14 protein-coding genes are annotated in these 20,234 nt (G+C 71.9%); 9 read left to right on the top strand and 5 right to left on the bottom strand.

Translation table 11 applies throughout. The features are described from left to right. Positions 1-40 precede the first annotated feature (40 nt). Both ABT001_RS10170 and ABT001_RS10175 read right to left on the bottom strand, forming a co-directional pair. Positions 41-1,066, bottom strand: a complete 1,026-nt coding sequence (locus ABT001_RS10170) for a hypothetical protein (protein ID WP_351275009.1) — start codon at positions 1,064-1,066, stop codon at positions 41-43. Between the two features lie 278 nt (positions 1,067-1,344). Continuing rightward, a complete protein-coding gene (locus tag ABT001_RS10175; RefSeq protein ID WP_351275011.1) occupies positions 1,345-2,046 on the bottom strand; it encodes a phosphotransferase in 702 nt (233 codons plus the stop codon). Positions 2,047-2,561: 515 nt separating this feature from the next. On the opposite strand from ABT001_RS10175, the gene ABT001_RS10180 reads away from it, so the two are divergent. The 4 genes from ABT001_RS10180 to ABT001_RS10195 all read left to right on the top strand — a co-directional run bounded on the left by ABT001_RS10180 (position 2,562) and on the right by ABT001_RS10195 (position 6,715). Continuing rightward, on the top strand, positions 2,562-3,596 hold the full coding sequence (locus ABT001_RS10180; RefSeq protein ID WP_502967453.1) for an NsdA family TPR-like regulatory protein: 1,035 nt from the start codon (positions 2,562-2,564) through the stop codon (positions 3,594-3,596). Next, complete coding sequence (locus ABT001_RS10185) at positions 3,596-4,321, top strand: 5-formyltetrahydrofolate cyclo-ligase (protein WP_351275015.1); 726 nt, start codon at positions 3,596-3,598, stop codon at positions 4,319-4,321. Before ABT001_RS10180 ends, ABT001_RS10185 begins: the two co-directional genes overlap by 1 nt. A 628-nt stretch (positions 4,322-4,949) precedes the next feature. Then, a complete protein-coding gene (locus ABT001_RS10190) occupies positions 4,950-5,420 on the top strand; it encodes a cation:proton antiporter regulatory subunit (protein WP_351275017.1) in 471 nt (156 codons plus the stop codon). Positions 5,421-5,422: 2 nt separating this feature from the next. Continuing rightward, on the top strand, positions 5,423-6,715 hold the full coding sequence (locus ABT001_RS10195; protein ID WP_351275019.1) for a cation:proton antiporter: 1,293 nt from the start codon (positions 5,423-5,425) through the stop codon (positions 6,713-6,715). A gap of 25 nt (positions 6,716-6,740) precedes the next feature. On the opposite strand, the gene ABT001_RS10200 is transcribed toward ABT001_RS10195, so the two are convergent. Together ABT001_RS10200 and ABT001_RS10205 are read right to left on the bottom strand one after the other, a co-directional pair. After that, positions 6,741-7,697 (bottom strand): M56 family metallopeptidase, encoded by a 957-nt coding sequence (locus tag ABT001_RS10200; protein ID WP_351275021.1) that lies wholly within the window; start codon positions 7,695-7,697, stop codon positions 6,741-6,743. Positions 7,698-7,708: 11 nt separating this feature from the next. Then, positions 7,709-8,158, bottom strand: a complete 450-nt coding sequence (locus ABT001_RS10205) for a BlaI/MecI/CopY family transcriptional regulator (RefSeq protein WP_351275023.1) — start codon at positions 8,156-8,158, stop codon at positions 7,709-7,711. A 136-nt stretch (positions 8,159-8,294) separates the two neighbouring features. Between ABT001_RS10205 and ABT001_RS10210 the strand changes: the two genes are divergently transcribed. Then, positions 8,295-8,750, top strand: a complete 456-nt coding sequence (locus ABT001_RS10210; RefSeq protein WP_351275025.1) for a tellurite resistance TerB family protein — start codon at positions 8,295-8,297, stop codon at positions 8,748-8,750. 74 nt (positions 8,751-8,824) lie between these two features. On the opposite strand, the gene ABT001_RS10215 is transcribed toward ABT001_RS10210, so the two are convergent. Continuing rightward, positions 8,825-9,889 carry a PucR family transcriptional regulator gene (locus ABT001_RS10215; protein ID WP_351275027.1) on the bottom strand — a complete coding sequence of 355 codons (1,065 nt, stop codon included), beginning with the start codon at positions 9,887-9,889 and terminating at the stop codon, positions 8,825-8,827. 289 nt (positions 9,890-10,178) lie between these two features. Here ABT001_RS10215 and ABT001_RS10220 point away from each other — a divergent pair, with 289 nt between their 5' ends. From ABT001_RS10220 to ABT001_RS10235, 4 genes are all read left to right on the top strand, one after another. Then, complete coding sequence (locus ABT001_RS10220) at positions 10,179-10,817, top strand: hypothetical protein (RefSeq protein WP_351275029.1); 639 nt, start codon at positions 10,179-10,181, stop codon at positions 10,815-10,817. 91 nt (positions 10,818-10,908) lie between these two features. Beyond that, a complete protein-coding gene (locus ABT001_RS10225; RefSeq protein WP_351275031.1) occupies positions 10,909-13,047 on the top strand; it encodes a flotillin family protein in 2,139 nt (712 codons plus the stop codon). A gap of 281 nt (positions 13,048-13,328) precedes the next feature. Beyond that, positions 13,329-18,221 (top strand): DNA repair ATPase, encoded by a 4,893-nt coding sequence (locus ABT001_RS10230; protein WP_351275033.1) that lies wholly within the window; start codon positions 13,329-13,331, stop codon positions 18,219-18,221. A 3-nt stretch (positions 18,222-18,224) separates the two neighbouring features. Next, positions 18,225-20,231 (top strand): NAD-binding protein, encoded by a 2,007-nt coding sequence (locus ABT001_RS10235; protein WP_351275035.1) that lies wholly within the window; start codon positions 18,225-18,227, stop codon positions 20,229-20,231. The last annotated feature ends 3 nt before the right edge of the window (positions 20,232-20,234 follow it).

Below are 20,234 nucleotides of genomic sequence, written 5' to 3' on the forward strand. Positions count from 1 at the left end.
TTCTCCTGTGCCCGGTTCTCCTGTGCCCGGCCGGTGCCTGCTACCGGCCGGGCACATCCACGTCCGCGCCCGCCCCGACCGTCCGGACAGCGGCCACCCTCTCCCGCCAGGGCGTATGGGCGTACGGATCGACCTCCTGCCCCTCCGAGGCGAGCTGAGCCGTCCGGGCCTCGTCCCACGCCGCCCACGCGGCCTCCCGACGGCACGGCCCGCACCGCGTGTCGTCACCGTCACCGTCACCGGGACCCGGCCGGAAGAGGTGCTCGTCCCCGGGCCCGGTGCAGACCACCAACGGCGCCACGGGCGGCACTGGCGCGGGCGGCGGCACGGGCGCCGGATCCTCGGGCAGCTTGTGCACGAGCCGGTGCCGCAGGAACCCCACGGCCGAGCGCACCCCTCCCACCGGCAGATCGCTGACCAGCACCCGCCGCATGTCATCCGCCGTGACCCCACGCCGCAGCCACGCCACGGCGAGCTTCACCAGCTTCCGGGCCTCCGCCACACCCAGATGCAGCGAACGGTGCACATGCCGCAGGGAGAGCAACACCCGCTCGGCCTCGCCCTCTTCGGGGTCCACCTCCGGCAACCCGACCCGCTGCGGCTCCGGTTCGGAGGGTGGGTGGGACATGTTCTTCCCCAGTTCTTCGTCTACCGGTGTAGAGCCACCGACGACGCGAGCCCCCGGCTGCCCGACCGTCGGATTCCGCACACCCGGAGACACGACCACCGGCACCGAGCCCCCGCCCCGGACCGCCCCGGCCTCTTCCGCGCTGAGGCACACATTCGCGAGGAGCTGCTCGGTCGTCCAGAACCCCCGCCCACCCTGCTGCCGCCACTCGTACAGGAACCCATGCACGACCAGCAGTTTCTTGGCCTTCTGGTACGCCCGCCCGGTGATCCCGAGCGCCCGTGCGTGCTCGCTGAGGGCCACACCCCGCCGGTCGTCGGGGAGCCCCTGCACATAGAGGAGCAGAATCTTCGCGTCGCTGCTCAGACGCTGATTGCGTACCAGATCGTTCGCGGCCTTCGTATAGCCGCGCGACGGCGCGATAGCATGCCAAAGCATCCTGGTGGACCTCCATGTATCCACTGGCGGTGAAGGTCCTCGGTGGGTGCTGATGACACCCCCGGGGACCGCCGCCCCATGCACGTACCGGCACAGAGCGTGATGACGCGCTTACCGTACCGCAGGTGAAACCGCCACCGCGACACGACCGGAAACGGTCAACTGTGCTGCTCAGCAGTCATTTTACGCTCAACGAAACGGCACGTCAGGAAGCGGTTGGCCACGTGCTGCTGCTCCAGATCCGGAGAGCACTCCTATCCGCTCAGCGGCCCCAGCGGTCAGCCAGGCGAGAGCCCACCAGGCGGCGAGACAGGCCCCAGCCCATGGAACCAGACCTCTCCGGCTCGTTGCCGTAGCGCAGGAAGGAGTTCGAGGTTGTCCCCACGTTCGGCGCTCTGGAGCAACTCGGTGATAACCACCAACTCCGCGAACCGCCCGGCCCGGCTGTCAAGGATGGCGGCAAGCTCCCGGCGCACACGCTCTGCGGTCTCCGGCACTGCGAGGCTGTAGGCGTGCAACAGGGCGGCGTCATAGCCGGCGGGGGCGCTGCCCCACCCTTCCCAGTCGAGGATGGCGAGTTCGGGACCGGTGAGGTTGCCCCAGTGCAGGTCGCCGTGTGCGGTGGTCCACGCGGGCGGAACCGTGGGGACCTCGTCTCCGAGGAAGGCGAGGTACTTCGGCATGGCCCGGTCCAGATATGCCTGACGCATGACCGTACGGCCGGTCCGTAGGGGTGAGAGGCAGTCGAGGGCTGTACGCAGGCCCTTCCACCAGGCCGCCGTCAAGGCCGGCTCGACTGCAAGCACTGGGGAGGACGAGAGAGAGACGCCGACGGCGTAGTCGTACAGCTCGGCCTGGTACGCGCCCTCCCTCTCCACCCACTGCCGTACGAGATGCAGGCGTGGGCGCGGCACCTGCTGAGGCACCAGCCGTTGAGCGTCCTCAGGGCCGGTCCAGAGCTTGCCGCTCGCCTTGTCCACCGGGCTGTGGACGACACGTAGCCACCCCAGCCCATTCGGGCCGGTGACAGCTCGGCCCAGCGTGCGTCCCCTCCAGCCCCACGCCTCCCGCGGTTCCCGGCCGGAGGCGGGAGCCTTGAGAACTGCCCCAAGAAGGCCGCACGCCACGGCATGGGCCCTCCGCATACGGGTGGCGACCTCAGCGTCGTCAGGTACCGAGGACATCGATGACCTTTCTCAGTTGCGGTGGCGACAGGGGCTCGTAGGCCGACGTGCCCAGGGCTTCAGCCCAGTGTGCTGGTGTGTCGCCGACAGCAGGACGCGGGACACTCCAGGGGCCGACAGAGCGACCAGTAGCGCGGCCTGCGCCGGGGAGGCGGCTGGGTCAATGATGCGCACCAGTTCCTCCGTCATCGCACCAAGCAGTTCGCCACCTCCGAGTGGGGCCGACGCGAAGGTGTCGAGCCCAGCTCCTCTCGCTTCTGCCAGTGCCCCGCGTCCTTCGAGGGCGTCTGCCACTACATCGAGTTGAACGAGTGAGACCGGGAACTGCACAGCTCGGAAGTTGTGGCGGGGCCCGCCCACGGCCACCCCCAGGCGGCGCGCTGGGGCAGGAAGTCCTCGACTACGCAGCCCTTCACCCGGACCGTGTTGATCTGCCCGCTGTCGCGACGCTCCGCGCGCGCTTCGACGACTGCGCCGCTCGCTACGACCGTGTGCCTTCGGCTGGCCTCATCGCTGAGGCGGCAGCACAACTCAACCGCATCGACCAGTATTCAGCCGGGTCTGCCTGCGGTCGTGTCCAGAGGGAACTCCACGTCTTGCAGGCCGATGCCTGCACTTTGATGGGCCAGTTGGTCTGGGATGCTTCCCAGCGCCGTGACCTCACCACAGCGAAGACGTACTACGAGCGAAGCGCCGACATCGCTCGCCTCCTACGAGACCCCACGCTCGAAGCCCATGCCTTGCTGCGCACCTGCTACGTCGCGCTGTACGGATCGGGGGATGCGCGCGCCGGACTGGCGCTCGCCGAGCGGGCCGCAGAGATTACAGAGCGTACGAGTCCCGCCTTGGCCGGCCTCGCGCTCCTGCACGCTGCCGAGGCGCACGCCATGCTGCGGTCGTCCTCAGACTGCGAACGGACGCTCTCCCGCGCTGAACGCCAACTCGCCCAAGCCGACTCCAACGACGCCGCCGCCAGCCTTGTGTCGCCAACCCAGTACGGCCGTCTCGCAGGCTCCTGCTACCTCACGCTGGGCGCCCACCGCAGGGCGGAAATCCTGCTGACCGACACGGCAGAAAAGCTCCGGGACAGGCGGAAATCACGCGCAATCGTGCTGGGAAACCTTACGCTCGCGCGTATCCGCCAACGTGACGTCGGAGCAGCGGTAGCCAGTCTCACGGAAGCCATCGCCGAGCTGGAGACCACGCGCGGGGGCGGGGGCTTGAACCTCGTTTTCAAAGCCCGCCCGGGAACTGCGCCAGTGGCGCCAGGAAGCCCTCGTCGCAGATGTCCACGACAGACTGTTCCGCATGATGTCAGCGGCGTAGAAGAGCGAAGGAGACACTGATGGCAGTCAGCTCGCTGGACCGCGTCAAGCAGGCGGTACGTATGCAGGTCTGGGATGCCCTGGCCGCCGCAGATGCCGTTCACGACGCTTCCGTTCATGGCCGCATCCCCAACTTCGCAGGCGCCGAGCGAGCTGCGGCCCGACTCTCGGCACTCCCGGCTTGGAAGCGCGCGAGTGTCGTCAAATCCGTGCCGGACAAGGCCCAACTCCCGGTTCGGGCGAAGGCCCTGGAAGACGGTAAAACCGTCTACATGGCCGTGCCGAAGTTGGCCACGCTCAAGCCCTTCTACCTCCTGGACCCGGCCAGCCTCACCATCCCGCCCGCTGAGGCCGCAGCCAGCCGCGCCGCTGCTGCGATCGCCCCGATGGTCGAGGTTGAGGCCCTCCTACCCTTGGACCTGATCATCCTAGGCAGCGTGGCCGTCAACCGCGCCGGGGCCCGCATCGGCAAGGGCGCTGGCTACTCCGACCTTGAGTTCGCCCTGCTCACCGAGGCCGGCCTGGTGAGCCCGGAGACTGTCATCGTCACCACCGTCCACGCCCTCCAAGTCACCGACACTCCGATCCCCACCACCGAACTCGACGTCAGCGTCGATCTGATCGTCACGCCCGACGAGGCCATCCTCTGCCCGAACCCTCACCGGCCTGCAGGAGTCGACTGGTCGGTCCTTACAGCGGAAAAAATCGCCGCGATCCCGGCGCTCATTGCACGGCAAGGCATCTGACATTCGAAGCGGGGAAGCATCCGACAGCCAGCACGTCAGGTAATTTCAGCCGCAATCGTCATAGCGCCTTGGGCAAGGGCAGGGGTAACCCCGCGTGCGCGGGGAGCAGAAGCGGGAGAAGAAACCCAGCGTGGGTGGGCCGGGTTCATCCCCGCATGCGCGGGGAGCAGGAGTGACGAAGTGACGGTATGAACGACGATCCGGGGTTCATCCCCGCATGCGCGGGGAGCAGGAGGCGCTCGAAGGACCGCGGCGCTGGCGGCAGGGTTCATCCCCGCATGCGCGGGGAGCAGCCGCTGGGGCCCCAGCGCAGCCAGTCGGTGTAGGGTTCATCCCCGCATGCGCGGGGAGCAGACTGCGTGACCTGGGGTGTTACCGCGCCATCTCCCGGTTTTGAAGCACTTCCACAGAAAGCGGCATACGCGGCAAACCCTCCCCTTGGTCAACTCTCAGAGGCTTAGGCCCCATCCCATCACGGCCCCGCGCCGGTCGGCCCGGCGTTCCAGGGGATTCATCCCGCCTCCGCCGCCCCGACTGCCGGACATGGGCTCCGGTTAGGGTAATGGGCGGATAAAGAGACGATCAAAAAGCGTCACGCTGACGCCGCCGTGCTCCGCAGGAGGAAGCCATGGGAACCCACCGCACATCGCTGCCAGGAGTCGGTGTCCAGTACGACTACATCACCGAGTCGGAGCAGCACATCTCCGTCGTCGTGCATCACGACGGGCGGCGGTTCCTGGGGTTCTACGAGAAGGACGACCCTGATTCGTGCATGCTCTCCGTGCCCCTGACCACCACCGAGGCCACCGCGCTCGCGCATCTCATCGACGCGGCGCCGATCGATGCCGTGCGGACCGAGGGGATCGATCTGGTGACCGAGCACATTCCGCTCGGGACCCGTTCCCCTTACGGCGGGCGGCTGCTCGGGGACACCCGGGCGCGGACCCGGACGGGGGCGTCGATCGTGGCCGTGCTGCGTACGCACAGTGCGCATCCGTCGCCGGGGCCGGACTTCCGGTTGGCCATCGGGGACACGCTGGTTGTTGTAGGAACGCGTGAGGGCGTCGACACGCTCTCCGAGATCATTGCGGAGGGCTGACCGTGCACGACACGACCGCACTGCTGGTGGAGCTGGGCTCCGTCATTCTTGGGCTCGGCATCATCGGACGATTCGCCGGGCGGATAGGGCTCTCCCCGATCCCCCTGTACCTGCTGGCCGGGCTCGCGTTCGGTGAGGGCGGGCTGCTGCCGCTCGGTGCCAGCGAGGAGTTCACCGCCATCGGGGCGGAGATCGGCGTCATCCTGCTCCTGCTCCTGCTCGGTCTCGAGTACAGCGCGTCGGAGCTCGTCACCAGCCTCAAGACGCAGTATCCGTCCGGGGCCGTCGACTTCGTGCTCAACGCGACACCCGGCGCGGCAGCCGGTCTGATGCTCGGGTGGGGGCCCGTGGGGGCCGTCGCGCTGGCCGGGGTCACCTGGATCTCGTCGTCGGGCGTGATCGCCAAGGTGATGACCGACATGGGGCGCCTCGGTAACCGTGAGACGCCCGTCATCCTCGGGGTCCTCGTCATCGAGGACCTCGCCATGGCCATCTATCTGCCGCTGCTCACCGCGATGCTCGCCGGTGTCGGTCTGGCCGGCGGCAGCATCGCGCTGCTGATCGCGCTCGGCACGGTCGGGTTCGTGCTGTACCTGGCGCTGCGCCACGGCCGGCTCATCAGCCGTGCGGTGTCCTCCGACAATCCGGAGATGCTGCTGCTCGTCGTCCTCGGGCTCACCGTCCTGGTGGCCGGGGTCGCGCAGCAGCTCCAGGTGTCCGCCGCCGTCGGCGCGTTCCTCGTGGGCATCGCGCTCTCCGGCGAGGTCGCCGAGGGTGCGCGCAAGCTGCTGACGCCGCTTCGGGATCTGTTCGCCGCCGTGTTCTTCGTGTTCTTCGGGTTGTCCACCGATCCGGCGGAGATTCCGCCGGTGCTGCTTCCGGCGGCGCTGCTGGCGATCGTCACGGTCTTCACGAAGATCGGCACCGGTTGGTACGCGTCCCGGCGGGCCGGGATCGGTCCGCGGGGCCGGTGGCGCGCAGGCGGCACATTGGTCGCGCGTGGGGAGTTCTCGATCGTCATCGCCGGTCTGGCCGTGGCGACGGAGCCCCGGATCGGGCCCATCGCCACCGCGTACGTGCTGATCCTGGTGATCGTCGGGCCGCTCACCGCACGGTGGACTGAGCCGGTCGCCTCGAAGCTCCAGGCGGCGCTCGCCGGCAAGCGGAAGAAGTCGGCCGTCGCGGCGGACCGGCCGGAGCCCGCCGACCGGCCGAAGCCCGCCGTCGCGGCCGAGGAGCCGATGCCGTCGCACGACGACCTCACCCCGGAGCACGCCGGGCGCGACTCCGACTGACGGAGTCCACAGCGGCCGGAGCGGGTCAGAGCGGGGTGGCCGCGTGGAGGATGCCGACGAGCGTCACCGTCGCACTGAGCGACGACAGCGCCGAGGCCGCCGTCCCCACCGTCGCGGTCACCGCCGCCAGCACCAGGTGCGCGGAGGGCGGTGGCCAGAGCCGGGCCGAGGGTTCGGGGTCGAGCAGCGCCGCCACCCGGCGCGGCACGGGACCCGTCGGCGTGGAAGCCGCGAAGGCGGGGAGCACGGCGGGTCCCGGCGGGCGGTGCGAGAGCAGGGCCGCCTTGCCGACCGCCGTGGCGACGGCCCGGCGGCTGCCGACCGCGTACGCCGCCTCCTCGTCCGCCCAGCGTTCGGTGCTGTACGCGACCGCCGTGCGCAGGGGCAGCAGGAACGGGTTGGCGCGCGCTGCCAGTTGTGTCACCAGCAGGTAGCGGTGGTGGCGGCCGGCGAGGTGTGCTCGTTCGTGGGCGACGAGCGCGCGGCGTTCGCGGGCGTCCAGGACGTCCAGCATCCCGGTGGAGACGACGACCAGGCCGCCGCGGCGGCGTCCTCCCGGCAGCGCGTACGCGTACGGGTCGGGGGACGGGACCACCGCGAGGTCGCTCTCGCCGCCGGTCGAAGCCGGCAGGGCTCGGGCGGCGCCGATCCGGGTCCTGACGTGCCGCAGCAGGGTGCCCCCGCAGGCCACCAGCACCGCTCCGAGCACGCCGATCGCGATCAGGCCCGCCTTCTCCTCGTACGGCACGGCGGCGCGCACCTCGGGGTCGGACCAGCCGTCGGGCAGCGGGTTCCCGGGGAGCTGTGCCGTGCCCACCACCATGAGGAGGGCCAGGCACAGGGTGCTGCACAGGGCCAGTGTCGATCCCACGGCGGCGAGGAGGCGGGTGGCGCTCCTGGGGTGCAGGTGCTGTTCGGCGAGGCGTGCCATGGGCAGTGCGGTCAGCGGCAGGACGAGTGGCAGGTAGACGAAGACGCCCATCGTGGTGGCTCTCAGCCTTCCGGAGCTGCGGGTTCGTCGTCGGGCTCGTCGGGGGACCCGGCCGCGCGGGAGAGCAGCGCGCGGAGCCGGGCCTCGTCGCCCGGGGACAGCGCGGAGACGAACCGGGCGAGCACCGCTTCCCTGTCGTGTTCGCCGTCCAGGACCCGTCGCATCCGGAGGGCGGCGAGGCCCGCCTCGTCGGAGGCCGGGGTCCAGGCGTAGGAGCGGCCCTGCCGGGTGCGGGTCACGGCCTTCTTCGCGTAGAGGCGGGAGAGGATCGTGATGACCGTGGTGTAGGCGAGGTCACCGTCGAGGTGCTCCTGCACCCAGCCGGCCGTCGCGGGTCCGCCTGCCGAGCGCAGCACGGTCAGGACCTGGGACTCCAGCTGGCCCTGGCCGCGCCTGGGGAGCCGGGGGCCGTCCTGGGTGCCGCCGTCGTCCGTACCTATGGGCCTGTTCATCCGCCGCATCCTACTGAGTGGAGCGCCTACGGGCCTGCCGGGCGCCGTGCGGACGGCGGCCACCCACTGTTCTTCTACACGGTTGTAGAGTTTGCCTGGTTCCCGCACCACAGGCAACGCAACGTATGGAGACGTCATGGCCCTTTGGGATCGGATCAAGGAATCCGCGTCGACGATGCAGACGCAGCTGGAGGCGAAGAAGAACGACCTGAAGAGCGGGGCGTTCCGGGACGCGAGCATGGCCATGTGTGCCCTGGTCTCCGCGGCGGACGGTTCCATCGACCCGTCCGAGCGGCAGCGCGTGGCCTCCCTCATCGCCACCAACGACGTCCTGCAGAACTTCCCGGCGGACGACCTGCAGCGACGTTTCAACGCTTACGTCGACAAGCTGACGGCGGACTTCGCGTTCGGCAAGGTCAGCGTGCTCCAGGAGATCGCCAAGGCGAAGAAGAAGCCCGCCGAGGCGCGTGCCGTGATCCAGATCGGCATCGTGATCGGCGGCGCCGACGGCGACTTCGACAAGTCGGAGCAGGCCGTCGTGCGCGAGGCGTGCTTCGCGCTCGACCTGCCGCCGCACGAGTTCGACCTGTAGGTCACCCGCAGCCCGCCGCGTACGGCCCGGGCCCTCGGGCCGTACGCGCACCGGGCCGGCCGCTCCGGGGACCGTCAGAGGTCCTTCTCCGGCCAGTCCAGCAGCCGGGCTCCGATCACCGCTGTCTGCAGCGTGTACCGGTGCATCGGGTCGGACGGGTCGGAGCCGGTCAGCTGGTGTATCCGCTCCAGCCGGTACGTCAGGGCGCGCACGCTCAGCGAAAGCCGGCGGGCCGTCTCGGCGGCCACACAGCCCGCGTCGAAGTACACCGACAGGGTCCGCAGCAGGGGCTCCGCACCGCCCCTCGCCTCCTTGAGCGGGCCGAGCTCACTGCGCACCAGTTCCGCCATGGCCTGCCGGTCCCGGGTCAGGACCGGATAGACCAGCAGGTCGGCGGCGTACAGCACCGGCTCGTCGAGCGTCATCCGCCGGGCGAGGTCCAGGGCTTCGAGCGCCTCGTCGTACGAGTGGACCACCCCACCGGGGCCTCGGTGCGGGCGGCCGACCGCGACCTGGCCGCCGTCCGTCGCGGCGTGCGCCTGCTTGGCGAAGTACCGCAGGACGTCCGGCTGGCTGCCCGGGGCTATGCAGACCAGGCGTCCGTCCTTCGTCGTGAGCAGGATCTTCCGGCCGCTGAAGCGCGCGAGCAGCGCCGCCTCCACGCTGCGGGGCACGGCATCGGACTCGGTGTACGCCTCGGGGCCCGTCGCCACCGCGACGGCATGGGCCCGGGAGAGCCGCAGCCCGAAGCGGGTGGCCCGCTCCGCGAGTCTGCCCAGGTCGCTGCGCCCGTACAGCAGGTCGTCGATGAACTCACGCCGCGCCGCCTCCTCACGCCGCACGGTGAGGCGCTGTGCCCGCTCGAAGCCGTCCGCGAAGGCGTCCACCGCCTGTTCCACGGCGCCCAGCACGGCGTCGGTGGACGAGGCGCCCGCCGCGCCCGGCCAGTCCGCACGCGTCTCCGCGAGGTGGCGCCGCACCAGGGCGCGCAGCTGGTGCCCGGCCTCCGCAGCCTCACGGCCGAGCTGACGGCGCGTCTCCAGCTCCTCCCGGGTGAGCCTGCGGCCGGTGACCGCGACCTCGGCCAGGATCCGGGCATAGCCCTCCAGCAGTCTCTCCGGGATTTCGGGCTCCGCCACGGCACACTCCTCCGTACTCAACAGCACTGTCACCTCACCAACGCACGGGGGCGGGTGCCGGTGCCCGGCAGCCCCGGTCCGCCAAGGCTGCCGGATTCCGGCAGTGCGTCCGGGTGGCCCGCGGTGGCACGATCGGTCCAGCAACACACGGGGGAAGCACGGGGGTCACGGGGGAAAGGAACCGGTTGCTGCGGGCCGTTCGCGGTCTCGCGGCGCCGGCTCCTCGTCCGCCCACCGCCGCCCGGCCTCCGGGGCCGCACAGCGCACGGTGGGACGGGGGCAGGACCCGATGACCGATTTCCTCTCCGCAGCAGCCGCTTTCCCGGCCGTCGTCTTCGGCGCCGCGCTGGTGGTCGTCGTCTGCTTCTGGCTGCTGGTGCTGACCGGAGCGGCCGGGCACGACTCCTTCGACGGCGACCTCGACACCGAAGCCGCAGGCTTCGGCGGGGTGCCCGTCTCCGTGTCGGTGTCGCTGTTCATCGTCATCGCCTGGTTCGCCGCCCTGACCGGCTCGGTCCTGGTGCTCCGCAGCGGTGCCACCGGCACCCTGCGGGCCGTGTTCCACCTCGCCGTGCTGGCGGGGGCGCTACTGATCGCCTGGGGGGTGGTCCGCTTGCTCGTACGCCGATTCCGCCGGTTCTTCCCCGCGGAACCTCCACCGTCCCGGGAGGACTTCGTGGGCCAGTTCTGCGTCATCCGCACCGGCTCCGTCAGCGCCGACTTCGGGCAGGCCGAGGTCACGTCCGCCGACGGATCGACCGCGATCGTGCAGGTCAGACAACCACTGAAGCCGTCGGCGCCGGGTGAGGTGTTCAGCTCCGGCAGTACGGGGCTCCTCTACGCCTACGACGCCGACGGCGAATTCTTCTGGGTCTCGCCCTACGACGCCGCGCTCGCCCCGCGACCGCTGCCGCGCGAGGCCGGCTGACCCGCCTCTTCTCCACACGGGCCCCAGGCCCGTGGTTCCGCGCGCCCGGATGCCGGGGCGCTCCCCTCCTCTTCGTACGTCTGGGACTGACATGGATGCCATCTCCTGGGGCATCGGCGTGATGATCGCCGTTGTCCTGCTCATCACCATCGCTCTGGTCTTCGTCATCACCCGGCTCTTCCGCAAGGTCGAGCAGGGCAAGGCGCTGATCATCTCCAAGACCAAGAAGGTCGATGTCACCTTCACCGGTGCGGTGGTCCTCCCGGTGCTGCACAAGGCCGAGACCATGGACATCTCGGTGAAGACCATCGAGATCCGCCGCACCGGCCGCGAGGGCCTGATCTGCCAGGACAACATCCGCGCCGACATCCACATCACGTTCTTCGTCCGGGTCAACAAGACCGTCGAGGACGTCATCAAGGTCGCGCAGGCGATCGGCACGGAGCGGGCCAGCGACAAGGTCGCCATCCAGGAGTTCTTCGCAGCGAAGTTCTCCGAGGCGCTCAAGACCGTCGGCAAGCAGCTCGACTTCGTCGACCTCTACACCAAGCGGGAGGAGTTCCGGGACCGGATCATCCGCGTCATCGGGACCGATCTGAACGGCTATCACCTCGACGACGCCGCGATCGACTTCCTGGAGCAGACGCCGATGGCGCAGCTCGACGGCGCCAACATCCTGGACGCCCAGGGCATCCGGAAGATCACCGAACTGACGGCGATCGAGCACGTGCGGACCAACGAGTTCCAGCGCACCGAGCAGAAGGAGATCACCCGGCAGGACGTCGACGCCCGCGAGACCATTCTGGAGCTGGAGCGCCGGCAGGCCGAGGCGGAGATCAAGCAGCGTCGTGAGGTCGACACGCTGCGGGCCCGTGAGGAGGCCGTCACCGCCCGGGTGCAGGAGGAGGAGCGGCTCGGTGCGCAGAGCGCGTTCATCCGCACCGAGGAGCAGCTCGGCATCCAGCGGGAGAACCAGGCGCGTGAGGTCGCCGTGGCGCAGAAGAACCGTGAGCGGGTCATCGCGGTGGAGAACGAGCGCATCGAGAAGGACCGGCTGCTGGAGGTCATCGGGCGCGAGCGCGAGACCGAGCTGAACCGGATCGCCGCGACGAAGGAGGTCGAGGCCGAGCGCCGTGAGGTCGCGGACGTGATCCGGGAGCGGATCGCGGTGGACCGCACGGTCGCCGAGCAGGAGGAGTCGATCCTGACCCTCCGGTCCGTCGAGGAGTCCGAGCGCACCCGCAGGTCCGTGATCATCGCGGCGGAGGCGGAGGCGCAGGAGAAGCTGGTCAAGGACATCAAGGCGGCGGAGGCCGCGGAGGCCGCGGCCGTCCACCGCGCGGCCGAGCAGCTGACGCTCGCGGACGCGCGGCTGAAGACCGCCGACCTCGACGCGCAGGCGAAGCTGCGGCTCGCCGAGGGCGTCCAGGCGGAGAGTGCCGCGGCGGGGCTCGCGGACGTCCAGGTCCGGGAGGCGGAGGCCGAGGTCACGGAGAAGGCCGGCCGCGCGGAGGCGCAGGCCACGGAGGCCCGGCTCAGGGCCGAGGCGGAGGGGGCGCGCCTCAAGGCCCTGGCGGTCGCGGAGGGTACGCAGGCGCAGGCCACCGCGGACGCGGCGGTGATCGGCGAGAAGCTGAAGGCCGAGGCGGAGGGGCTCACCCAGAAGGCCGCGGCGATGGCGGCGCTCGACGACGCGTCGCGGGGTCACGAGGAGTACCGGCTGCGGCTGGACGCCGAGAAGGAGATCAGGCTCGCGGAGTTCGACGTGCAGCGGCAGGTCGCCGAGGCGCAGGCGACGGTGCTGGCGACGGGGCTGGAGAACGCGGACATCGACATCGTCGGCGGCGACTCCGTCTTCTTCGACCGGCTGGTGTCGTCGATCTCGATGGGCCGGAGTGTCGACGGGTTCGTGGAGAACTCGAAGACCGCGCAGGCGCTGGCCGGGCCGTGGCTCGACGGCCGGGGGTCGTTCACGGACGACCTGACCAAGGTCCTGGGGTCGGTGTCCACCGGGGACGTACGGAATCTGACGGTGTCGGCCCTGCTGACGCAGCTGATGCGGGCGCCGGGGGCGGCCTCGGGGCAGGTGCGGCAGCTGCTCGCCGCGGCGGAGGAGCTGGGTCTGGCGGGGGTGACGGTGTCGTCGCTCGCGGCGGGGAGCGTGGCCGGGGCCGGTGGCGGTGCGGGGGCTCCTGCGGAGCCGTCGCGGAACGGGGCGGGGGTGGCGTAGCCGTGCCGCCCTCGGGGCCGGGTGCTGCCCCGGCCCCGGGGCGGCTGGTCCTCGGCGGGCCAAGGGTTCCGTTCCGCCCCGGCGGCGTGAGGGTTCCGTCCTCGATCGCCGGACGGGCTTGATTTCGGCACCCGGCACCCGGCGCCCGGCGCCCGGCACCAGAAAAGCCCGGTCTTCCGACAGGGACAACCGCCGGTCGAGCCCGATTTCGACACCCAGCACCGCAAGCGCAGGCCCTCCGGGGCGTTGTCGTGAGTGATATTCCGTAGGGAGCCGTACGCATGGACCGTGACGCCACACCCACCGACGCCGACGCCTACGAGGTGCTCCGGCGGCGGCTCGGGGCGCAGGCCGACGAGCTGGTCCGGCGGGCCGAGTCGCTCAACGCGCGGCGGACCGAGGAGTTCGGCTCCGCCGGGCTGCGTCTGCTCGCCACCGAGCAGGTGCGCACGGAGCTCCCCTCGGTGGCACGCGACCTCGTCGCGGTGGGCGGGCGCCTGCTGTTCGGCTTCGAGCGGGGCCCGGGCGCGCGCGGGGACGCCGGGGTCGGTGACGTACTGGTCCTGCGCGAGCCGGATCTGGAGGAGGCGGGCGCGGGGCTGCTGGACGACGAGGCCTTCGTACGGGAGTTCGCGGGCCTGCACCGTTACTACCGTGACGCCCGGCTGCTCCGGCTGCGGCGCGTCAACGGCCGGCTGCTCGCGGTGTTCCGTACCGGCGAGACGGCCGAGGACATCCGCGTCCTGCGCTGGGCGCTCGGCCCCGACGGTGCTCCCGGGGCGTTCCTGGACGCCCGGGGCGACCGCGACCACGTCTTCCCGCCGTCGCACGACGTCGCCTGGACCCCTGCGGGACGGGACTCCCACGTGCCGGGGCGGCATCCGCACATCTCCGTGCTGGGCAAGGTCTTCGTGGACACGCTGGGCGGCACGCTCACCGTCAGGACGGTCGACGACACCGAGAGCCCCGACGGGATCTACGAGGAGCCGGTCGACGAGCCGCTGCAGTCGCTGGCGGACGCGGCCGTCGAACACGCCGTGGCCGGGCCGCTGATCCTGCTGCGGGTGCGCCCGTACAAGGAGGAGACCTGGCGCCATCTGGTCTTCAACACGCTGCTGTCCACCGTGACGCGCCTCGACGCGATCGGCCCGTCGTGCCGGCTGCTCCCCGAGGACCAGGGGATCATCTTCCCCGGCGGTTACTACCTCACCACCGGCAAGGCCAGGACCTTCGACACCGCCGGGGAGCTCCACGACCCCGTCTTCGAGGGCGCGGTCCCCTCGCCCAACGGCGAGGACGTGCTGTACGTCTTCCGGTCCAGGGACGGCAGCCGCACCCTGCTCCTGCCCTACAACCTGATCCGTCAGGAGGTCGCCATCCCGCTGCTCGGCCGTGGGCACGCCCTCCTCGACGACGGCACCCTGGTCCTCCTGAAGGACGGTGCGGACGGACCGGGCCGGGTCCACCCGCTGCAGCGCTGGGAGACCCCGTACGTCTCCGACACCTACGCCGCCTCCCGTCCCTCCGGCACGGGCCCGCTCGCCCGGACCGGCAACGCCGATCTGGTGCGCGGGATCTCCGACTGCCTGGCCCTGGCGCACGGCGTACGGGACATGACGCCGACCGCAGCCGTGTACAGCAGGCTCGTCGACGACTGCGGCCGGGCGGGCGACCGCTACCACTGGCTCGCCGACCCCGCGCTGGGCTCGCTCGCCGAGCCGCTGGAGGAGCTGCGGGCCACCGCCCGTCAGGTCCTGGCCGAGTTCGACACGGTCCAGGAGCTGACGGGGCAGGCCACCGCCGCGCTCGACGAGGCGTCCACCGCGCTCACCGCCCTGGTCCGCCGCATCCGGGGCGAGGCGCCGCGCTCGGCCGCCGCCTGGGTCGAAGGGCTCACCGAACTGCGCCGTGCGCACGGCCGCCTGGCCACCCTCGCCGAGATGCGGTACGCCGACACGGAGCGCATCGCCGCGCTCCGCGAGGAGACGGGACGGGATCTGGAATCGGCCGCCCGGCGGGCCGTCGCCTTCCTCGCCCGCGAGGACGCGTTCACCGGGTACCACGAGGACCTCGCGGAGATCACCGCGAGCGCCGAGGGGCTCGACAGCGTCGCCGACGCCTCCTCGGCCGGGGACCGGCTGACGGAGATCACGGACGGCCTGGCCACGGTCACGGACGTGGTCGCCGGCCTGGACATGGGCGACGCCACCGTCCGTACGTCGGTCCTGGAGCGGATCGCCGAGGTGCTGGGCGGCGCCAACCGGGCCCGCGCGACGCTCGACGCCCGGCGCGGGGAGCTGGTGTCCCGGGAGGGGCAGGCCGAGTTCGCCGCCGAGTTCGCCCTGCTCGGGCAGGCCGTCACGGGGGCGCTCGCCACTGCGGACTCCCCCGAGGCCTGCGACGAACAGCTGGCCCGGATGCTGCTCCAGCTGGAGAACCTGGAGTCCCGCTTCGCCGGGTCCGACGACTTCCTGGACAGGATCGGCGAGCGTCGTACGGAGGTGTACGAGGCGTTCTCGGGCCGGAAGCAGACGCTGCAGGACACCCGTGCCCGCCGCGCGGAACGCCTCTCGGAGTCCGCGTCCCGGGTCCTGGAGACGGTCTCGCGGAGGTTGGCCTCGCTGGAGGACCTGGACGCCGTCCACACGTACTTCGCCTCCGACCCGATGGTCGCCAAGGTCCGCCGCACCGCCGACGAGCTCCGCGCACTCGGCGACCCGGTCCGCGCCGAGGAGCTGGACGGCCGGCTGAAGGCGGCCCGGCAGGAGGCGGGGCGTGCACTGCGCGACCGGGGCGAGCTGTACGCGGACGGCGGCTCGGTGATCAGGCTGGGCCGCCACCGCTTCGCGGTGAACACCCGGCCCTTCGATCTGACCCTGGTCCCCTCGGAGGACGGGGCCGCCTTCGCACTCACCGGCACGGACTACCGGGCGCCGGTCACCGACCCGGAGTTCGCGGAGGCCCGCGCCTACCGGGACCAGCTCCTGCCCTCCGAGACGCCGGACGTCTACCGCGCCGAGCACCTGGCCGCCCGGCTGCTGGACGAGCACGGCGCGGAGGCCCTGGCAGGCGCGGACCTCCCGTCACTCGTGCGGGAGACGGCAGCGGCGGCGTACGACGAGGGGTACCGCCGCGGTGTCCACGACGAGGACGCCCTCGCCGTCCTGACGGTGCTGCTCCGGCTGCGCGCGGGGGCCGGCCTGCTGCGCTTCACCCCCGCGGTGCGCGCGGCGGCGCAGCTCTTCTGGGCGCACGAGACCGACGAGGCCCTGCGCACGTCCTGGACGCGGCAGGCCCGTTCGCTGGCGCGGGCCCGTGACACCTTCGGGCTCGCGCCCGCCGTCGCGACGCTCCAGGAGGAGTGGGCGGCGGCGATGGGGGCGGAACCGGCCGTGGCCGAGTACCTCTTCGAGGAGCTGGCCCGCGGCCCTGCCGGCTTCGTCACGAGTGCGCCGGTCCGCACGCTCCTGGACAAGTTCCGCCGCGCCCTGGGGACCTCCGCGTACGACGAGGACCTGGCCGCCCTGGCCGGCGACCTCCCGGCCCGGCGCCGGCTGGTGGAGGGCTGGCTCACCTCCTACGCCGCCGCGAGCGGCGAGGACGGCGGTGACCCGGCCGAGGGGGACCTCGCCGAGGCCGTCGCCGTGGAGCTCTGCCCGGGGCTGGAGCGCTACGACTCCGGCGCGCCGCTCGACGCGACGGTCGACGGGCTCCTCGGCGACCACCCGCGCGTCGTGCGGGGCCGGCTGACGGTCCGGCTGGACGAACTCCTGGCCCGTACGGCGGAGTTCCGCGCCCGCACCGTGCCGGGTTTCCGCGCGTACCAGCGGCTGCGCACCACCCTGGTCGCGGCCGAACGCTCGCGGCTTCGGCTGGAGGACCACCGGCCGCGTGCCATGCCGTCGTTCGTCCGCAGCGGACTGCTGGACGAGGTGTACCTCCCGCTCGTCGGCGACAGCCTGGCCAAGCAGATCGGCACCGCCGACGGGGAGCGGCGCACCGACTCGCAGGGCCTGCTGCTGCTGGTGTCCCCGCCGGGCTACGGCAAGACGACGCTCGTGGAGTACGTCGCGGAGCGGCTCGGGATGGTCCTCGTCAAGATCAGCGGACCGAATCTCGGCCACGAGGTGACCTCCCTCGACCCGGCGCAGGCGCCCGGGGCGACCGCCCGCCAGGAGGTCGAGAAGATCAACTTCGCGCTGGCGGCGGGCAGCAACACGCTGCTGTACCTGGACGACATCCAGCACACCTCGCCCGAGCTGCTCCAGAAGTTCATTCCGCTCTGCGACGCCACCCGCCGCGTCGAGGGGGTGCACGAGGGGCGGTCGCGCAGCTACGACCTGCGGGGCAAGCGGTTCGCCGTCGTGATGGCGGGCAATCCGTACACCGAGTCAGGGGCCCGGTTCCGGATTCCGGACATGCTCGCGAACCGGGCCGACGTATGGAATCTCGGAGAGGTCCTGAGCGGCCGGGACGAGGTCTTCGCCTTGAGCTTCGTGGAGAATGCGCTGACCGCCAACCCGGTGCTGGCGCCGCTCGCCGCCCGCTCCCGGAGCGACCTGACCCTGCTCGTGCGCCTCGCCTCCGGCGCGGACCTCCCGGGGTCCGCCGACCGCCTGGAGCACCCGTACGGCCCGGCCGAACTGGACCGGATCCTCTCCGTCCTGCGCCATCTGCTCACGGCGCGGGACACGGTCCTCGCGGTGAACGCTGCGTACATCGCCTCGGCGGCGCAGGCGGACGCCTCGCGCACGGAACCGCCGTTCCGGCTGCAGGGGTCGTACCGGGACATGAACAAGATCGCGGAGCGGATCGTGCCCGTCATGAACGACGCCGAGCTCGCCGCCGTGATCGACGACCACTACGCGGGCGAGGCCCAGACGCTCACCACGGGCGCCGAGTCGAACCTGCTGAAGCTGGCCGCGCTGCGGGGCACGATCACCCCCGCGCAGGCGGAGCGGTGGGCGGCGGTCACCTCCTCCTACGTACGCGCGCAGGCGCTCGGCGGCCCGGACGGCGATCCGGCCTCCCGCGCGGTGGGGGCGCTGGGGCTGCTCGCGGACCGGCTCGCGGCGGTCGAGGCGGCCATCGAGCGGGCCGCCGGCCGGTCCTCGGGTGCACGCCCCCGTCACGCGATGATCACCGACTCGCCCGACCGGACGGGAGGGTCCTGAGGCATGCTGGGTCACGTGGCCACACTTCCGCAACAGCCCCAACGCCCCACGATCAGCGGACACATGGTGGTCTGCGGCGACGACACGCTCGCCCGCCGGCTCGCCGTGGAACTGCGCTACGTGTACGGGGAGCGGGTCACGCTCCTGGTCCCGCCGGGCCGCGAACCCAGCAGGCCGGAGCAGCCGCTGACCCAGCGGGCCCGCGCCGGGGCCCTGTTCGGGCGGATGTCGGCGGCGATGAACCGCAACATGGCGGGCGGCGGGGACGGCGACACGAACGCCGGGGTCGAGGCCGTCCGCATCATGGAGGCCCACGAACCCTCCGACGACGTGCTGGAGGAGGCGGGCGTCGACCGGGCCGCCGCCCTCGCGCTCGTCTACGACGACGACGAGCTCAACATCCGCGCCGCCCTGACGGCCCGTCGGCTCAATCCACGCCTGCGCCTGGTCATCCGGCTCTACAACCGCAAGCTGGGCCAGCACCTGGAGACGCTGCTCGACCAGGCTGCCGCCGTCTCCATGCCCGGGCTCGACCCGGCCGCGCTGGACGCCTCCACCACCGTCCTGTCCGACGCCGACACCGCCGCACCGGCCCTGGCCGCCACCGCGCTGACCGGCAGCAGCAAGGTCGTCCAGGCCGAGGGCCTGCTCCTGCGCGCCGTCGAACGCACCCCGCCCCGGCCGGGGGAGCTCGCCGACCCCGGGCTGTGCACGCTGGCGCTGCTCTCCTCGACCAGCCAGGACCCGGCCGGTACGGAGGGTTCCGACAGCAGCGGCGCCGAGGGCCCCCAGCTCCTGCCCGACCTGGCGACGGTGAACGCCGCCACCGGGCGGGGCACGATCGTCCTGGAGGCCATCAGCCAGGTGGGGCCCGACCGGGCGCCCAGCCGCATGGGGGGCAGGGGGGCGCCGCTCGGTCAGGTCTTCTCGCGTCGGCTGCGCTGGTCGGCGCTGGGTGTCGCGGCGGCCGTCGTCGCCCTGGCCGTCGCCTCGGTGATCACCACGGGCGACAGCCCGCTGCACGCCGCCTACCTGACCATGCTCGACCTGCTGGCGATGGGCGACCCCGCGCTGGAGACGGACGACTCGGCGTCCCGCCAGGTCATACAGCTGCTCTCCGGCATGGCCGGACTCCTGCTGCTGCCACTGCTGATCGCCGCCGTCCTGGAGGCGTTCGGCACGCTGCGCACCGGCTCCTCGCTGCGCCGCCCACCGCGCGGCCTGTCCGGCCACGTGGTCCTGCTGGGGCTCGGCAAGATCGGCACGAGGGTCCTGGTGCGCCTCCGCGAGCTGGACATCCCCGTGGTGGTCGTGGAGGAGGACCCTGAGGCGCGGGGCATCCCGCTGGCGCGCAGCCTGCACGTCCCGACGGTCCTGGGCGACGTGACGCAGGAGGGCGTCCTGGAGGCGGCCAAGATCCGCCGGGCCCGCGCGCTGCTCGCCCTGACCAGCGTCGACGTGACGAACCTCGAAGCCGCGCTGTACGCCCGCTCCGTGAAGCCCGACCTGCGGGTGGCACTGCGTCTGTACGACGACGAGTTCGCCACCGCCGTCTACCGGACCCTGCGCACGGCCCACCCGGGGGCGCTGACCCGCTCCCGCTCCGTGTCCCATCTGGCCGCGCCGTCGTTCGCGGTCGCCATGATGGGCCGGCAGATCCTGGGCGCGGTCCCGGTGGAGCGCAAGGTGATGCTCTTCGCGGCGCTGGAGGTGGCCGGCCACCCGCATCTGGAGGGCCGGACCGTCGACCAGGCGTTCCGGGCGGGCGCCTGGCGTGTCCTGGCCCTCGACGCGACCCCACCGGCCGACCGTCTGCCGGACCTGGCCGCCGTGCCCCCGTTCGACCCCCTCGATCCGTCGGGGCCGGGGACCCAGGACCGGCCGTCCGGCCTGGTCTGGGATCTGCACCCTGGCTATGTGCTGCAGGCGGAGGACCGGGTGGTGATCGCCGCGACCCGGCGCGGACTGGCCGAGCTGCTGCGCGGGCAGCGCTCGGCGAGCCGCCGCTGAGAC

Origin of the sequence: Streptomyces sp. NPDC002793 (genome assembly GCF_040295485.1) — a bacterium.
GTDB lineage: Bacteria > Actinomycetota > Actinomycetes > Streptomycetales > Streptomycetaceae > Streptomyces.